16 protein-coding genes are annotated in these 14811 nt (G+C 47.2%); 13 read left to right on the top strand and 3 right to left on the bottom strand.

What is annotated here, in order from left to right:
• Positions 1–57 precede the first annotated feature (57 nt).
• From H1230_RS08240 to H1230_RS08260, 5 genes are all read left to right on the top strand, one after another.
• Positions 58–813: a tRNA threonylcarbamoyladenosine dehydratase gene (locus tag H1230_RS08240; protein WP_239715023.1), complete on the top strand. Its 756-nt coding sequence runs from the start codon at positions 58–60 to the stop codon at positions 811–813.
• Positions 814–1003: 190 nt separating this feature from the next.
• Positions 1004–2302, top strand: coding sequence for an NCS2 family permease (locus H1230_RS08245; protein ID WP_239715024.1), 1299 nt, complete (start codon positions 1004–1006; stop codon positions 2300–2302).
• Between the two features lie 94 nt (positions 2303–2396).
• Positions 2397–4592, top strand: coding sequence for a HelD family protein (locus H1230_RS08250; RefSeq protein ID WP_239715025.1), 2196 nt, complete (start codon positions 2397–2399; stop codon positions 4590–4592).
• A 548-nt stretch (positions 4593–5140) separates the two neighbouring features.
• Complete coding sequence (locus H1230_RS08255) at positions 5141–5422, top strand: CD3324 family protein (RefSeq protein ID WP_239715026.1); 282 nt, start codon at positions 5141–5143, stop codon at positions 5420–5422.
• A 126-nt stretch (positions 5423–5548) separates the two neighbouring features.
• Positions 5549–6853: a replication-associated recombination protein A gene (locus H1230_RS08260; RefSeq protein ID WP_239715027.1), complete on the top strand. Its 1305-nt coding sequence runs from the start codon at positions 5549–5551 to the stop codon at positions 6851–6853.
• Positions 6854–6922: 69 nt separating this feature from the next.
• On the opposite strand, the gene mnmA is transcribed toward H1230_RS08260, so the two are convergent.
• Positions 6923–8044, bottom strand: a complete 1122-nt coding sequence (gene mnmA / locus H1230_RS08265) for a tRNA 2-thiouridine(34) synthase MnmA (RefSeq protein WP_239717188.1) — start codon at positions 8042–8044, stop codon at positions 6923–6925.
• A gap of 314 nt (positions 8045–8358) precedes the next feature.
• Here mnmA and cymR point away from each other — a divergent pair, with 314 nt between their 5' ends.
• The 4 genes from cymR to H1230_RS08285 all read left to right on the top strand — a co-directional run bounded on the left by cymR (position 8359) and on the right by H1230_RS08285 (position 10279).
• The gene (cymR, locus tag H1230_RS08270; RefSeq protein WP_239715028.1) at positions 8359–8778 is read left to right on the top strand and encodes a cysteine metabolism transcriptional regulator CymR; all 420 of its coding nucleotides are present in this window, start codon (positions 8359–8361) and stop codon (positions 8776–8778) included.
• 352 nt (positions 8779–9130) lie between these two features.
• Positions 9131–9511 carry a hypothetical protein gene (locus H1230_RS08275; protein WP_239715029.1) on the top strand — a complete coding sequence of 127 codons (381 nt, stop codon included), beginning with the start codon at positions 9131–9133 and terminating at the stop codon, positions 9509–9511.
• An 8-nt stretch (positions 9512–9519) separates the two neighbouring features.
• Positions 9520–9963, top strand: coding sequence for a discoidin domain-containing protein (locus H1230_RS08280; protein ID WP_239715030.1), 444 nt, complete (start codon positions 9520–9522; stop codon positions 9961–9963).
• Between the two features lie 103 nt (positions 9964–10066).
• Positions 10067–10279 (top strand): hypothetical protein, encoded by a 213-nt coding sequence (locus H1230_RS08285; RefSeq protein ID WP_239715031.1) that lies wholly within the window; start codon positions 10067–10069, stop codon positions 10277–10279.
• Between the two features lie 61 nt (positions 10280–10340).
• Here H1230_RS08285 and H1230_RS08290 read toward each other — a convergent pair whose 3' ends face one another.
• The gene (locus H1230_RS08290; RefSeq protein ID WP_239715032.1) at positions 10341–11015 is read right to left on the bottom strand and encodes an SOS response-associated peptidase; all 675 of its coding nucleotides are present in this window, start codon (positions 11013–11015) and stop codon (positions 10341–10343) included.
• 61 nt (positions 11016–11076) lie between these two features.
• On the opposite strand from H1230_RS08290, the gene H1230_RS08295 reads away from it, so the two are divergent.
• The gene (locus H1230_RS08295) at positions 11077–11532 is read left to right on the top strand and encodes a 2-thiouracil desulfurase family protein (protein ID WP_239715033.1); all 456 of its coding nucleotides are present in this window, start codon (positions 11077–11079) and stop codon (positions 11530–11532) included.
• A 105-nt stretch (positions 11533–11637) separates the two neighbouring features.
• On the opposite strand, the gene H1230_RS08300 is transcribed toward H1230_RS08295, so the two are convergent.
• The gene (locus H1230_RS08300) at positions 11638–12465 is read right to left on the bottom strand and encodes a hypothetical protein (RefSeq protein WP_239715034.1); all 828 of its coding nucleotides are present in this window, start codon (positions 12463–12465) and stop codon (positions 11638–11640) included.
• Positions 12466–12707: 242 nt separating this feature from the next.
• On the opposite strand from H1230_RS08300, the gene H1230_RS08305 reads away from it, so the two are divergent.
• The 3 genes from H1230_RS08305 (at position 12708) to H1230_RS08315 (ending at position 14671) form a co-directional block, all read left to right on the top strand.
• The gene (locus H1230_RS08305) at positions 12708–13859 is read left to right on the top strand and encodes a cysteine desulfurase family protein (protein ID WP_239715035.1); all 1152 of its coding nucleotides are present in this window, start codon (positions 12708–12710) and stop codon (positions 13857–13859) included.
• Between the two features lie 68 nt (positions 13860–13927).
• On the top strand, positions 13928–14449 hold the full coding sequence (locus tag H1230_RS08310) for a PRC-barrel domain-containing protein (protein WP_239715036.1): 522 nt from the start codon (positions 13928–13930) through the stop codon (positions 14447–14449).
• A 12-nt stretch (positions 14450–14461) separates the two neighbouring features.
• Positions 14462–14671 carry a hypothetical protein gene (locus H1230_RS08315; protein WP_042179559.1) on the top strand — a complete coding sequence of 70 codons (210 nt, stop codon included), beginning with the start codon at positions 14462–14464 and terminating at the stop codon, positions 14669–14671.
• The last annotated feature ends 140 nt before the right edge of the window (positions 14672–14811 follow it).

The raw sequence follows: 14811 nt of genomic DNA on the forward strand, positions 1-14811 counted from the left end.
TTTACGAAGCGGAACTTGAAAGTCTAAGTTATATAAACATTTAGGAGGCTATACGTCATGCTGCATCAGTTCTCACGTACCGAGCTGGCGATCGGACCGGAAGGTCTGGAAATTATGAAGAACAGTACGGTGGCGGTACTCGGTATTGGCGGTGTTGGAGGCATGGCGGTAGAAGCTTTGGCCCGCAGCGGGATTGGCCGGCTAATCCTGATTGATAAGGATACAGTGGATATCACCAATATTAATCGCCAGATTCATGCGCTCACAACAACGGTTGGGCAGAAAAAAGCAGATCTTATGGTTGAGCGCGTCAAACTGATCAATCCAGAATGTGAAGCCATTGCGCTGAATATGTTCTATACGGAAGAAACTTGCGAAGAACTGTTCAGTTATAAGCTGGATTATGTCATTGATGCCTCGGATACGATTATCTATAAAGTCCATTTAATCAAGGAGTGTCTGGCGCGTGGGATTGCTATGATTTCGAGCATGGGTGCTGCTAATAAGATAGACCCAACTCGCTTCCAGGTCGCTGATATCTCGAAGACAACAATGGACCCTATCGCCCGGATCATCCGCCAGAAGCTGCGTAAGGAAGGCATCAAAAGAGGGGTTAAGGTCGTATTCTCGACCGAACCGCCGATGAAGCCACGTCAGGATGTTACGGATAAAATCGTTCCCGAGAATGCGCCGGATCGACGCAAAGCGCAGCAGCCACCTGCCAGCAATGCATTCGTACCGCCAGTGGCTGGTCTGATTATGGTCAGCGTAGCTGTACGTGATTTGCTGGAGGCCGGCGGCGTTAGCTTATAAGCGAAGCGCTTATCGTGTGGAACATATAAATTCTCTTATTTTTAAAAAAAAAGGACAAAAGGGCGTGCAGCCGCAATCCGGATGCGTACGTCCTTTTGCTGTGATTAAGCGCTGAATAAGCGTTGACTAGAATGCGCTTAATTCATGTATCAGCTGCTATCGGAACTTAATTAGTAGTGGAGGTTGTACAATGAAAGCAAATTTTTGGCGGAATAGCGTGGGGCTGGAACCGGGGCAGGACTGGAAACGGGAATGGGCGGCGGGTATCCTATCTTATTTTGCTTCTGTATATATTGTCATGGTCAATGCAGCGATACTCCATGATGCAGGGATGCCGCTGAGAGCGGGAATGGTGGCTACATTATTGACGGCCATAACCGGCTGTCTGCTGATGGCTTTTGGCGGCAAAACCCCGATTATCGTCGTACCGGGCATGGGTATTAATGCCTTTTTCACATATACGCTTGTGCATTCTATGAAGTTGGATTGGCGGGAAGCGCTTGCCGTAGTAGCCGTAACCGGCGCGTTGTTTGCTATTGTTGCGTTCACCTCACTTTACCGCATTCTGAGTGATGCAATTCCCCATAATCTGCAGCATGCGATTACTGTCGGAATAGGTCTGTTTCTGACCTTTATTGGCCTGCAAAAGAGTGGGATTGTGATCGCGCACCGCACGACCTTTGTGGCTATCGGACATTTTAGCGATCCAGCGGTTTTAACCTCCTGCATTACCTTAGTGCTGGCTTTAGTGCTGTTTATCCGCGGAACGCGCGGCGGGCTATTGATCAGCATGCTGGTGGGTACTGGACTCGCTTACTTGCTTGGGGCAACACATGCGCCGAAGAATCTGGGTTCGGGTCATGTATTCACCGGTTATAGAGATGTTTTCGTCGGCATGGACTGGAGTGGAGTAATCAGTCTGGTGTTCTGGATAGCTGTGTTCCTGCTGCTGTTGATTGTGGTATTTGAAAATATTGGTCTGATCGCTTCCCAGACGCTGATGGCGGGTCATCCAGAGCGCTTCAAAAGCAGTCTGCGGGCGCTTTCTATTGCTAATATTGCAGCTGGTCTATTCGGAAGCAGTCCGGTGGTCGCCGCAGCCGAATCCACCGCCGGTATTGCTGCAGGCGGCCGTTCGGGTCTGACCTCATTAGTCACTGGACTGTTGTTCGGGGCCACATTTCTGTTCATTCCGCTGTTGGCATACGTGCCGGATAGTGCCATCGCTCCGATCCTGATTGTTATCGGCGGGCTTATGGTCCAGAGTGTACGCGAAATGGACTTTAATGACATGACGGAGCTATTTCCTTCCTTCCTGATTATGGTCATGATCCCATTCACCTACAGTATCGTCGACGGAATGGCGTTTGGATTCATTACCTATCCGATCCTGAAGCTTTCGATGGGCAGAGGCAAAGAGGTCCCACCCGCGCTTTATGGAATTGCCGGTCTCTTTGTTGCTAATTTTATTTTGCATGCATTACTGTAGCTTTCAATTCTCTGGTGTGCTACAATGAATATCCTTTTTGCATGATCAGTCATAGAGGGAATAGCTCCACAACACTTTTAGGAGGTAACTGAAATTGGAAGACAACATTCAAAGTGCCTATCAAGAGGAAGAAAGCAGGCTGAACAGCGCGCTTACGGAAATTGATACTGTACTTGAGAAGCTCCGCAATACTCCGGTATATACTGGACACGAGTTTACGGAGCAAGCTTTGGAGGCATCTCGGGAACAGAAGCGCAAAGATCTTGCCAAGCTTAGGCAGGAGCCTTATTTCGGACGACTTGATTTTCAGGGCAATGATGAGAACGAACGCAAGGCGCTCTATATAGGCAAAATCGGTGCAGACCGCGAACAGGTAAGTGACCGCCCGCTAGTTATCGATTGGCGCGCGCCAGTGGCTAGCCTGTTCTATTCCTTTACCGGTGGAGCTGAACCCGCTTCCTATGAGGCTCCAGAAGGACTTATTGAAGGTTTGGTCTACCTCAAACGCAACGTGGTCATCCGCAAGGAGATTCTGGAGCGGGTAGCAGATACCTACAATCGTGACAGTGACGGGCCAGCAGTATCGGACGAATTCCTCGTCTACCGGCTGGGTGAGAATAAAGATAATCGACTTCGCGATATCGTTTCGACGATACAGGAGGAGCAGGACAAGATTATCCGTGCCGCCAAGAATACGGCGCTGATCATTCAGGGCGTGGCAGGGAGTGGTAAAACTACGGTCGCGCTGCACCGGTTGGCTTTTTTACTATATCAATATAAGGATCAGGTTTCCGCGGAAAAAATGATTATTTTCGCTCCGAACCGGATGTTCCTGGATTATATTTCAGATGTTCTGCCTGAGCTGGGTGTAGGCAATATTATGCAAAGCACCTTTCCAGACTGGGCCGCACAAACGCTCGGCCTTGAGTTGCCGGAGCAGAATGCCACGGAGACGCTGAATCGCTGGTTTGAAGCTAAGGGTGGAATGCCGGAGATTACCGAAGAGACACCGGGACGCTTCAAAGGTTCAACGGTGCTGATGGAGATTATTGAGTCCAGTATTAAGCTGCTGGAAGTAAACTCCGTTCCAGAGGAGGATTTCAGTCCCTGGGAAGGTGCAGTGCTGCGGCGGTCCATGATTCTACGCTGGCATAATGAGGAGTACAGTCCGTATCCTCCAGCCAAGCGCAAAGAGCGTGTAATGGCACGGATTCACCGCTGGATTGAGATGGAGCTGAAGAAAAGTTCCTCAACTGCAGCAATGAAGGATCATAAGAAAAAAGGGGCACAGCGCGAGAAGGCATACAGCGCAAAATGGCCTAAGTATGATCCGTTGACGATCTATAAGCAAATTTTTCGGGCCGTTAAGTTGCCGGAGAGCTGGCCAGTTGATCCGCCGGAGGCTATTCCGGCAAGCGTGCTGAAGGAAACCGCCAAAGAGCTGAAAAAAGGGATTTTGCGCGAAGAGGATCTGCCGCCGTTATTATACATTCATTATTTGTTGAACGGAAATGAGGGTGGAGACCGCTTTGACCATGTTGTCATCGATGAGGCACAGGATTTCTCGCCTTTCCAGATTGCTGTGCTGGATTTGTATGTGCGTGGACATTCCTTTACCATTCTTGGCGATTTATCGCAAGGAATTCATGCCTATAAAGGCGTACATGCCTGGGCCGAAATGCAAACCCTGTTTGCTCCCGAGCATACAGCTTATCATGCACTAACGCGCAGCTATCGTTCGACCATGGAGATCATCGAGTTCGCCAACGGAATCCTGACCTCTGGTGTGGGGAGCTCATTGCTCGCCGTGCCGGTCTTCCGGAGTGGTAATCCTGTTCGCCTGATATCCTATGGGGAAGGGCAGGCAGTAGGAAGTAGTGCGGAGAGTGGTCGCATTGGTGACGTTAGAGCCGCTCTGGCGGCGCTCTCTGGCCGTGAATATCGTACAGTTGCCGTATTGACACGAAGTCTTCGTGAGGCTGAGGAGCTGCATGCTGTGCTTACAGAGTATTTTGCGGATATTCATCTGATTGATGGCAGTATGACCGAATATCGTGGTGGTCTATCTGTGCTGCCTGTATATTTATCCAAAGGATTAGAGTTTGATGCCGTAATCCTAGCTGATGCCGATCTTGATCATTACGGCTCTGCCGCTTGGGATGCGAAGCTGATGTACGTAGGCTGTACCCGTGCACTGCATGAGCTGTGGCTGCTGCATAATGGCGGACTTCCTGCTTACGTGCAGGCAACGGTGGGAGAGACTGTCTCCGGCTGGCCGAATGCGGAGTAGATATATTTTCTATTAATAAGCTAGGCTGCGCTATCCGTAAAAGGATGGTGTGGCCTAGTTTTTTTTGTAAAGAGAAAGAATGTTATTTATACTTATTTATGTATATATATTCCTATACTGATACTGGCTAAGGACTATGGAAAGATAGATATCCACTGTCTAGGCAGGTTGGTGGAGAATGGTTATAACTGTTTTTGAACTTGTAACTACCCTGTAGCTATGGCTTAATAATAGGTGTCCGGCCGGGCGATCTTACTTCTAGCAAAGGAGGCTGATTATGATGATTTCAGTATACGAGGTGGTTTCCGTCTAAGGACGGAGACCTGATTACATCGAGGAGGCCAATTAGGCCTCCTTATTTCTAAATATAGAAGGTATTACGTTCATACTTATTTCGAATGTAGACGCCAATCAAAGGGTTTAATATAATAAAGTTACGGTTTTTTCCAAAAAAATGAAAACGAGGAAGGAGGCAGGAAACGTGTATATTACTTTACATGTAGTGGACGGACGCAAAGGGACACACCTGTTGAAGGAGGAAACGAAACGTGAGTTACGTAAATGGAAAGGATGTGCTTCCCCCTGGTTTGCTCGAAGAGCTTCAGGGATACATCCAGGGTGAATTGCTCTATATCCCCAAGAAAAATGAAGCAAGAGTAAAATGGGGCGAAAACAGCGGTTCGAGACAAGAAATCGCCAGCCGCAATGAGGAGATCTTCTGTTGTCATCGAAGCGGCAGTTCAGTGCCTGAGCTGCAGAAACAATACCATTTGTCGGAGGAAAGCATCCGCAAAATCATCTCAAAAATGCGACTGGCGCTAAACCGTTAGTCATAACTTTGAATAAAGAGCAGGGCTCCGTTGACGAAGACGGGTTCATGCTCTTTTTTGTTGTATGGTATGATAGGGAGAGGTTTAGTATCGCTATATACAAGAATACAGCAAGGATGTGGAGCTATGGATTTATTTTCTTTCGGGGAAGATACCGGGGGCGGACGTCTGTTAGCGGATCGTATGCGGCCGGAGAATCTCGATGAATATATTGGTCAAGAGCATATCGTGGGCCGGGGAAAGCTGCTGCGCAGAGCGATTGAGGCCGATCAGGTATCCTCTATTCTGCTCTATGGCCCACCGGGCTGCGGCAAAACAACACTGGCTCATATTATATCTCATCATACGCAAGGGGAATTTGTGCGTCTGAACGCAGTCGAAGCTTCAGTGAAGGACGTACGTGAGGTTATTGAGCGGGCTCAGAGCAATAAGTCACTGTACGGCTCGAAGACCATTCTTTTTCTGGACGAGGTCCATCGCTTTAACAGCTCTCGCCAAGATGCGCTTCTGCCTGCCGTTGAGAAGGGGACCATTACCTTTATTGGTGCGACCACGGAGAATCCATTCCATTATGTAAACGGAGCCCTGCTGAGCCGCTCTACGCTGTTTCAGCTGGAGTCTTTGACCAGTGAGCACAGTCTTATTGCGATGAGAAGAGCCTTGTCTGACAAGGAAAAAGGACTCGGATTTATGGAGCTTCAGGTGGATGAAGACGCGTTGCTGCACATAGCAACGATGGCAAACGGCGATATCCGGCGAGCATTAAATGCTCTGGAATTGGCAGCCCTGACCACAGCACCAGAGATGGATGGGAGCGTACATATTACGCTTGAGGTAGCGGAGGAATCCATTCGCCGACCGATTGTCAAAGCGGATGAGTCGACACAGTATGACGTTCTTTCTGCTTTTCACAAAAGCATTCGCGGCTCCAGTGACGCTGCTCTGTTCTGGTTTCTCTATGCGGTGGAGAAGCTTGGTATGGACCCCATGACCTTTATCCGTCGCCTGATTGCGGCCAGCAGTGAGGATATCGGCCTCGCCAATCCGCAGGCTATGGTCCAGGCCGTGAGTGCGCTGGAGGCTTACCGAAACAACGGCTGGCCTGAGGCGAAGCTGAACATTGCCCAAGCGATTCTGTTCGCTGTAGAGAGCCCGAAGTCCAATGCCGTTACTGCAGCGATTTCAAAAGCGATGGCCAGTATAGATGAGCTTAAATCAGCAGAGGTGCCGCTGCATTTGCGGGATACGCATTATAAAGGTGCCACTGCGCTGGGACATGCCGGATATCAATATCCGCATGATTTTCCAGGACACTTTGTGAAGCAGGATTATTTGCCCAAGGCGATCTCAAGACGGGTCTTTTATCAGGCTACCGAGCAAGGTAATGAAGCAAAGATTAGACATAATCAGGCGCTGCGGCGTGAACATTAATAGAGCTAAGCTAACAAAAAAAGGGACGTTCCTAAGCCACCTTGGCTTTGGAACGTCCTTTTGCTTCTATTACGATTGCAGGGAGGGTACGACCTTCTCCGCAACTTCAATCGTTCCTCCGCCGAGGCATAACTCGCCCTGATAGAAGACAACAGCTTGACCCGGAGTAATCGCCTTCTGAGGTACATCAAAAGCTACGTTTACGGTTCCGTCTTCACGTTGTGTCACAATAACACCCTGATCAGGCTGGCGATAGCGGAACTTGGCTGTACAACGCAGTGGCTCATGCCTAAGCTCCTGACCGTCAATCCAGCTTACACCGGAAGCGATCAGGCTGGTGGAGTACAGGCTATGGTGCTTGTCACCTTGTACAACGTAAAGAATGTTGTTGGCGAGATCTTTCTCAGCCACAAACCAAGGCTCTCCGTTGCCGGAGCCGCCAATACCTAGACCTTGTCTTTGTCCAAGCGTGTAGTACATCAGCCCATCGTGTGGGCCTTTGTTCTCCCCTGTAGCGATATCAACCATTTCACCGGATTTGGCAGGTAGGTATTGGCTTAAGAATTCACGGAAGTTGCGTTCACCGATAAAACAGACGCCGGTGCTATCTTTTTTCTTGGCCGTATAAAGTCCAGCTTCTTCAGCAATTCTCCGTACCTCTGGCTTAGGAAGATGACCAATTGGGAACAGCGTCTTAGATAGCTGGTGCTGACCCAGTGCGTTCAGAAAATAAGTTTGGTCCTTATTGTTATCCACGCCGCGCAGAAGCTTGAACAAACCGTCTTCCTCTATAACCTGAGCATAATGGCCTGTAGCCACATAATCCGCGCCAAGCTGCAGCGCTTTGTTCAGGAATTCTCCGAACTTGATCTCGCGGTTGCACATCACATCAGGATTTGGTGTCCGCCCAGCCTTATATTCTTCAAGGAAATAGGAAAATACTTTATCAAAGTATTCCTTTTCGAAATTAACGGTATAGTAAGGAATATCAATCTGCTCACATACACGGCGAACATCCTCTGCATCGCTTTCGGCTGTGCATACGCCGAATTCATCGGTATCGTCCCAATTCTTCATGAAGATGCCAATGACGTCATACCCCTGCTGTTTGAGCAGAAGGGCTGTAACGGAGGAATCGACCCCGCCGGACATGCCGACGACGACACGAATGTCTTGATTTGCTTTTGTCATCGTAATCACCATTTCTTTACCCAATATACCGGTCATTTCACGAAACACCCGGCTCAAAATGTATTATAACATAACTATCTGTCCATATCGCCCGTTGGAATGTCAAATTCCCCCGAAAAGGAGTGCGAAAATGAAAAAATGTCCACCAGGGGCGAACATTATCGTAAAAAGTTACGTTTTGTTCTCCAAAATTGTCCGTGGATATGATAACATAAACTAAGAGCAAACATCGGAATACGTTGATATGACAATCCTCATGTCTACCAACTATTTATTATACTATAACCAGCAACTAAACCGAAAGAGGTGCCCCTTTGAAAATATCAACAAAAGGACGTTACGGATTAACCATTATGATGGAGCTTGCCATTAGATTCGGTGAGGGTCCAACATCACTTAAGAGTATTGCCGAAAAAAATGGCTTGTCCGAGCATTATCTCGAACAACTAATTGCCCCCCTGCGCAACGCCGGGCTTGTAAAAAGTATCCGTGGAGCCTACGGAGGCTATATTCTAGCGCGCGAATCGAGCACAATTACCGCTGGTGATATTATACGAGTACTGGAGGGCCCTATATCTCCAGTTGATTTCACGGAAGAGGATGATCCGGCGAAGCGTGATCTCTGGCTGCGTATTCGCGATAGCATCGCAGATGTACTGGATTCAACGACACTTTCCGACCTGATTAACTACAAGGAAGAAAATCATGCGGATAATTATATGTTTTATATCTAAATAAGATTTCTTACACAAAGAGTCTCGCCACTGGCGAGGCTCTTTTTATTTTATCTAGTGCGCCAAAGGTTCAAGCAAAAAGAAAACGAAGTTATGATAGAATGTAGTCGCGAAAAGTCAAAATCAGGAGGAAGTTAGCATGAACATACCACCTGTTAAATTTAATACGCGAAATCGCTCCTCTTACTTAAGGGAATTCTCCATTAAAAACAGATTGCTTGGAGCATTTTTCATCACTTCTCTTTTACCCGTGATCTTTGTTACCCTCTATTCCAACGTTAGATACGAAGAATGAATATCAGAGAAGTTAAGCGCTTTTTCCCTTCAGGTATTGTCAGAATCGGCGGTGAATGTGTCACGGGAATTGGTTCAATATGAAACGTTGAGTGAATCCATCATTGTGAATAAAGAAATCCAGAGTGGATTGAAGCAGGCTGGAACCATGACGGATTATGAGAGAAATGAGTTCCAAACGAAATTAAACAATGCTTTAGGTGAACAGGTGTTCAGACTTAGTAATTTATCCAATGTAGTTGTGTTAACGGAAGGCATGGACACTTTCTTTGATATGGGATACGAGTGGTATCCCGGAAATCAAATTACGGAGTCGATCAAGCGGATAAACCAGTTTGCAGGCAATACCACCTGGAATTATATGCGTTCCAACCGCGGAACTGACAAAATAGCGTTCATCACGGCCGGTTCTTTCAATTGGCCGATTGCTTTGGGGTAGATAAAGAAATGGGCTTCAGCCTGTCAACGGACAAGTATTTTAGCAAGCTGACCGCAGGACATTTTATTACGGTGACTGCATCCAGCTCCGGGGAGGAAGTGGGACATTTGGCGGGTAATGATGATAAGCTCTGCTGGAGGCCGTCGGAAGATGACAAAGAGCCCTGGGTGGAAATCGTTTTCCCAGAAGCTGTTATTTTGAACGGAGTGATTTTGCAGGAACAGATTTTGCAGGGACAACGGGTGGAAGCCTTTGAACTCTGGAGTGAGCATCAGCAGCAGTGGAGCAAAATAGCCGAGGGCACTATTGTTGGTTACAAAAAAATCATCCGGGTATCGCAGACGCGCGCAGACCGTGTAAAAGTTGTATTTAAAAAATTCCGCGAATTTCCGACTTTGGCTCATATTCGTGTTGTGAACACTGAGGACTATCAAGCGAATTTATTTACATAATACCCCATATCTAATATACTATAGTTATTAATTTCAGAAATGCTGTGACCCTACCTTAATTTAGGTGGGGTATTTTATTAACGGCATATGATAGGGGGAAGATATGATGTCGCAACCAGGATTATTTTATAGTGGGGGAATTAGCGTATTGTTCTTTTTGTTTTGGCTGGTATCGATCAGCTTTGGTCTTTATGCTTTTGTACTATTTGTAAAGCTTGCGCGCAGAGGAATAGAAGCGTTAGATTTGTACAATTACGCAAAAAACCGAGAAATTCGTGATCGTTATGAGTCGGCTAAAAAGGATGATCTGTTCTAAAACCTATTTCGATACTTTTTTGGAATCTGCGTATCATAAGCGACTGGCAGCTACACTAATCTCACTGATCCTCTTCTGCAATCAATTCTTTGAAGTCATTTCGCACATTACCGACCGCCGATGCAACGGGATAGGCTCTCATTCGATCTGTATCATAAGGCTTCAACAGCTTCATTAATGCCGGTATGTCTTGATTATCCCGACTGAGCCATTCGGACTCAGCTTCGGGCTTCAGAATGACCGGCATACGGTCATGAATGTCGGCCATGAGAGTGTTTGGTGTGGTGGTGATAATGGTGCAGGTACTGAGTTTTTTACCTGTTGGATCTACCCAGATATCATACAACCCTGCCATAGAAAAGATGCCTCCATCACGCATAATGATCCTTAGGGGCTGTTTGCTGTGGGACAGCTTTTTCCATTCATAAAATCCATCAGCGGGGATGAGACAGCGGCGTGTGCTGATCAGTCGTTTAAATGACGGCTTCTCTAACAGCGACTCTGCACGAGCGTTAATCAGCTTGCTTCCGCCTTTATCGTCTTTAGCCCATGAGGGAATAAGCCCCCAACGAAGCTCCCCGAGTTTATTGTGTGAGCCGTTATGGATGACTGCTGGTATATATTGCATGGGAGCTGCGTTATACTTGGGAGCATAGTGGATTATTGTAGCGTCATTCGTAAGGTATCTGAGCATAAGTTCTTCCATTGAGACGGTAATTGTATATCGTCCGCACATGTTCAGCACTCCTAATGTGGTCTAATATGGATAAAGTTGACTAAAGGGTAGAGGTGATTCTGTGATTCTGGTAAGCTCCTGTTTAGCGGGCATGAAGGTAAGATACAACGCACTACATAGTTTAGATCATACCATTCAAAGACTAGTTGAGGAAAACAAGGCGGTTGCCGTATGTCCCGAATTATTGGGAGGGTTAGCAATTCCCCGGGAACCGGCCGAGATCGTAGGCGGAGACGGCGATGATGTGCTGGAGGGTAACGCCAAGGTTATCAATAGTTCGGGGACGGACGTAACTGAAATGTTTGTCAGAGGTGCTTATCTAACCTTAGAGAAAGCACTTGAGGTGGGAGCAACTCTGGTGGTGCTGAAACAGAACAGTCCATCCTGTGGGAGTTCAATGATTTATAACGGGGAATTTAAAGGTGAGAAGATTGCCGGTCATGGAGTAACGGCGGCGCTGCTTAGAAGAAACGGAATTCAAGTGACTTCTGAAGAGAGCTTAGCTGATCTTGAATAAGAAAAACGGCTAAACATGTTAATTTGCATGTTTAGCCGTTTTTTTAATTTTCAGTGAAGCTGTGGGCTTGCTGATATGGCGCCGAAGGCTTTTAATGAAAACTGTTTAATTAACGGTTTGTGGCACCTGATCGAAGGTCTTCAAGACATTGTTGAAAAGGATAGACAAATCGTCATTTGAAGCCGACGAGAGATTAACATTGGAGAGCATATTCTTCACCACAGCTAATGGATTGCTGGCGTTCTTTGTGGACTGATCCGATACGCTGACCGAGCTCAGCTGGCTTTGCAGCTTGGTCAATATCGACTGGATATCCTCTGTGGTCAGTCCGGTATCAAGTGATGTGGCGCTGCTGTCTTCAGTATCCGCTGTTCCCGCTGTTCCCCACATAAAAGGTGGAGCGATACTCTGCATGGATTGAAGCATAGACGGGATCCCACTTGCTCCTTGGGTCTCACTGGACGAAGGACTATCCGCATAGGCTAATGAGAACGGAACAGACTGAATATTTTGGAACAAGGAGGAGATTACATCTTCATTGGCAGTCGAAAGATCGATGTCACTCAGCAAATCCTGCAAGGTAGCCAGGGTACTATCTGTGCTGGAAGAAGTACCATCTTCCGAATCCGCAGAGGATACATTGGTTTGAATTTCACTCAGCAAGGACTTCATTCGATCTGTTGTTAATGGAGGAGCAGAATGTTTTCTTACCGGAGCATAAGTATCTGTTGAGTTATCCTCTGTACTGTCATCGGTCTTGTTATTGCTGAAATACTGCAGGGCTACTTGACTGAAGTCAATTGAATCTGTTCCGGACACATTTTTACTCTTGCTGGTACCAGAAGATTGCGTAGAGGTTGAACTGGTGCCTCCGTTGGTGCTGTTGTCGTAGTAATAATTTTTATTGTAATAGTTATTAATGGATACTGACATTTGCTGTCCCCTTTCGAGCCTTATTCGCTATACACAAAAAGCCCACCATCCTTCATCGGAAATGAAACTGAAAGCAGGCTGAAAGTACGCTGAAAATTAGCTGAAAGTTTGGCTGACCTTAGATACACTGTTAAATGTTACAGAGTATGTTAAAATCCCTTGTGGCAAAGACATCTCCTCAGCGTTATAATCTAATAGTCTGGAAAGAAAACTTCCTAGTCCCAAGAAGCGGAGAATAATACATGAAATCCATCTATTTGGACCACGCCGCCTCAACCCCGGTTCATCCCGAGGTGGCCAAGGTCATGCTGAATATAATGACAGAGCAATACGGCAATGCGTCCAGTGTTCATCATTTCGGGCGTTCCGCCAAGAAGATAGTCAGTGGGGCGCGCGATGCAATCGCGGCCTTTTTAGGCTGTTCACCGGAGGAGTGGGTCTTCACCAGCGGGGGGACGGAGAGTGACAATCTGGCTATATTTGGAGCAGCAACCGCCGCCGCAGCCTCTGGTAAAGGCAAACATATCGTCACGACAGCCATTGAGCATCATGCGGTGCTGAATACCTGTGAAGAGCTGGAGAAGGAAGGTTTTACCGTCACCTATCTTCCCGTAGATGCTACAGGACTTGTATCGCTGGCGGATGTTGAGGCAGCCTTGCAGGAGGATACTACGCTCATCAGCGTGATGTATGCCAATAATGAAGTAGGGACGATTCAGCCTATCTTAGAAATCGGTCAGTTGGCCGCAGAACGGGGTATTCTGTTCCATGTCGATGCGGTACAGGTTCTGGGCTTGGTGCCGCTCTCCCTTCACGAGCTTCCGGTTGATTATATGAGCTTTACCGCCCATAAGATTAATGGCCCTCAAGGAATCGGAGGTTTATATATCCGACGGGGAGCACCGCTGCATCCAAGGCAGCATGGCGGGCTGCAGGAGCGTGGTAGACGCGCAGGGACTGAGAGTCTGGCCGGAGTTGCCGGTTTTGCCAAGGCAGTCGAACTAGCTGTGCAGGGACTTGGTGCTCGAAATGAGCGCGCGCTTGAACTAAGGAATATGCTGCTGCAAGAACTGGACCGCCTAATTGGGCGGGAGAGCTATACAGTCAACGGTAATGCTACGTATTTCTTGCCGAGTATTCTGAATGTTAGCATCCCTGGAGCGAGAACGGATGTGCTGCTTATGAATCTGGATATGGAGGGGATTGCCGCAGCGAGTGGTTCAGCCTGCACTTCAGGATCTTTGGAAATATCCCATGTCCTACAGGCCATGAAGCTTTCTGAGAATCTTTTAGAATCCGCGGTTCGATTTAGTACTGGTTTGGGTAATACTAGTGAAGAAATAGAGTACGTGGCTCGGAAAATTGAAACTATTTTGAAACGGCTGCGTAAGTAGGTTTAGGCGTCCTATTTTAGAAATCCGCAGCTCTTCATTATATTTAAAGCGAGGGGATATGGGCAGCCATGAAACTACAAGATATGATCGGCCTGGCTGTTTACGAAGTCGAAGAAGGTCAAGAAATTGGCACAATTGTCGATATCTCACTGGATTCAAACTGGAATATTACGGGTATTGAACTGGAAAGTAAATCTTTTTTCGCAAGTCATGTGAAAGTTGTGGCATGGAAGGATATCGTCGCCTATGGCGAGGATGCTGTCATGATTCGCAGTAAGGAAGCGATTGAGAAGGCAAATTCCGACCACACCCCCTATACTTTTCTTTCTGGAAAGAACAAACTCAAGGATTTGCAGGTACTAACTGCAACCGGAACGATACTTGGACGAATATCCGATGTTTATTTTGACCAAAAGTTGGGAAACACAATAGTAGCGCTGGAAATCAGTGACGGGCTTGTGACTGATTTGATCGAAGGCCGCAAATGGCTGCCTTGTTCTGAAGGGATGTCCATTGGGGAGAGCGCCGTCATGGTTCCCGCGATGAGCGAAGAACGGCTTCAAAAAGCCATTAATATTGTTAACGGATAGGTGGAATGTTTGATGAAATGTCCAAATTGCAACTCCAAAGACATTGGCAAGATCGGTTCTCACCAGTTCTATTGCTGGGGCTGCTTTATTGAATTAACCGTAAACGGCGAGAAAATGTCAGTTTATCAGGTTGAAGAGGACGGAACCCTCAGTTCGTTGGACGATCTGTTCTCCGGGGAAGAAATTGCTCAGGATTTTCCGCAAATTCACGCTTCTTCCTGATCTCTGGTTTATGTTCAAAAGAGCTACATATATTTCCGTGCCCAATCTTGGGGTGGCTGCAACAGCCACCCCAAAGATTGGGCTTTTTTGCTTTTTGAAAGTTGCATCTTTGTTATACGCGCTAAGGAATTGGTATGTTA

This window comes from Paenibacillus sp. 19GGS1-52 (genome assembly GCF_022369515.1).
GTDB lineage: Bacteria > Bacillota > Bacilli > Paenibacillales > Paenibacillaceae > Paenibacillus_AQ.

Bases quoted from the DNA above. Each gene is read 5' to 3' on its own strand.
- H1230_RS08315 (WP_042179559.1), top strand. From the start codon at position 14,462: ATGAAATGTCCAAATTGCAACTCCAAAGACATTGGCAAGATCGGTTCT.
- H1230_RS08300 (WP_239715034.1), bottom strand. From the start codon at position 12,465: ATGTCAGTATCCATTAATAACTATTACAATAAAAATTATTACTACGAC.
- mnmA (WP_239717188.1), bottom strand. From the start codon at position 8,044: ATGACAAAAGCAAATCAAGACATTCGTGTCGTCGTCGGCATGTCCGGC.
- H1230_RS08285 (WP_239715031.1), top strand. From the start codon at position 10,067: ATGATGTCGCAACCAGGATTATTTTATAGTGGGGGAATTAGCGTATTG.
- H1230_RS08260 (WP_239715027.1), top strand. From the start codon at position 5,549: ATGGATTTATTTTCTTTCGGGGAAGATACCGGGGGCGGACGTCTGTTA.
- H1230_RS08310 (WP_239715036.1), top strand. From the start codon at position 13,928: ATGAAACTACAAGATATGATCGGCCTGGCTGTTTACGAAGTCGAAGAA.
- H1230_RS08280 (WP_239715030.1), top strand. From the start codon at position 9,520: ATGGGCTTCAGCCTGTCAACGGACAAGTATTTTAGCAAGCTGACCGCA.
- H1230_RS08290 (WP_239715032.1), bottom strand. From the start codon at position 11,015: ATGTGCGGACGATATACAATTACCGTCTCAATGGAAGAACTTATGCTC.
- H1230_RS08240 (WP_239715023.1), top strand. From the start codon at position 58: ATGCTGCATCAGTTCTCACGTACCGAGCTGGCGATCGGACCGGAAGGT.
- H1230_RS08305 (WP_239715035.1), top strand. From the start codon at position 12,708: ATGAAATCCATCTATTTGGACCACGCCGCCTCAACCCCGGTTCATCCC.
- H1230_RS08245 (WP_239715024.1), top strand. From the start codon at position 1,004: ATGAAAGCAAATTTTTGGCGGAATAGCGTGGGGCTGGAACCGGGGCAG.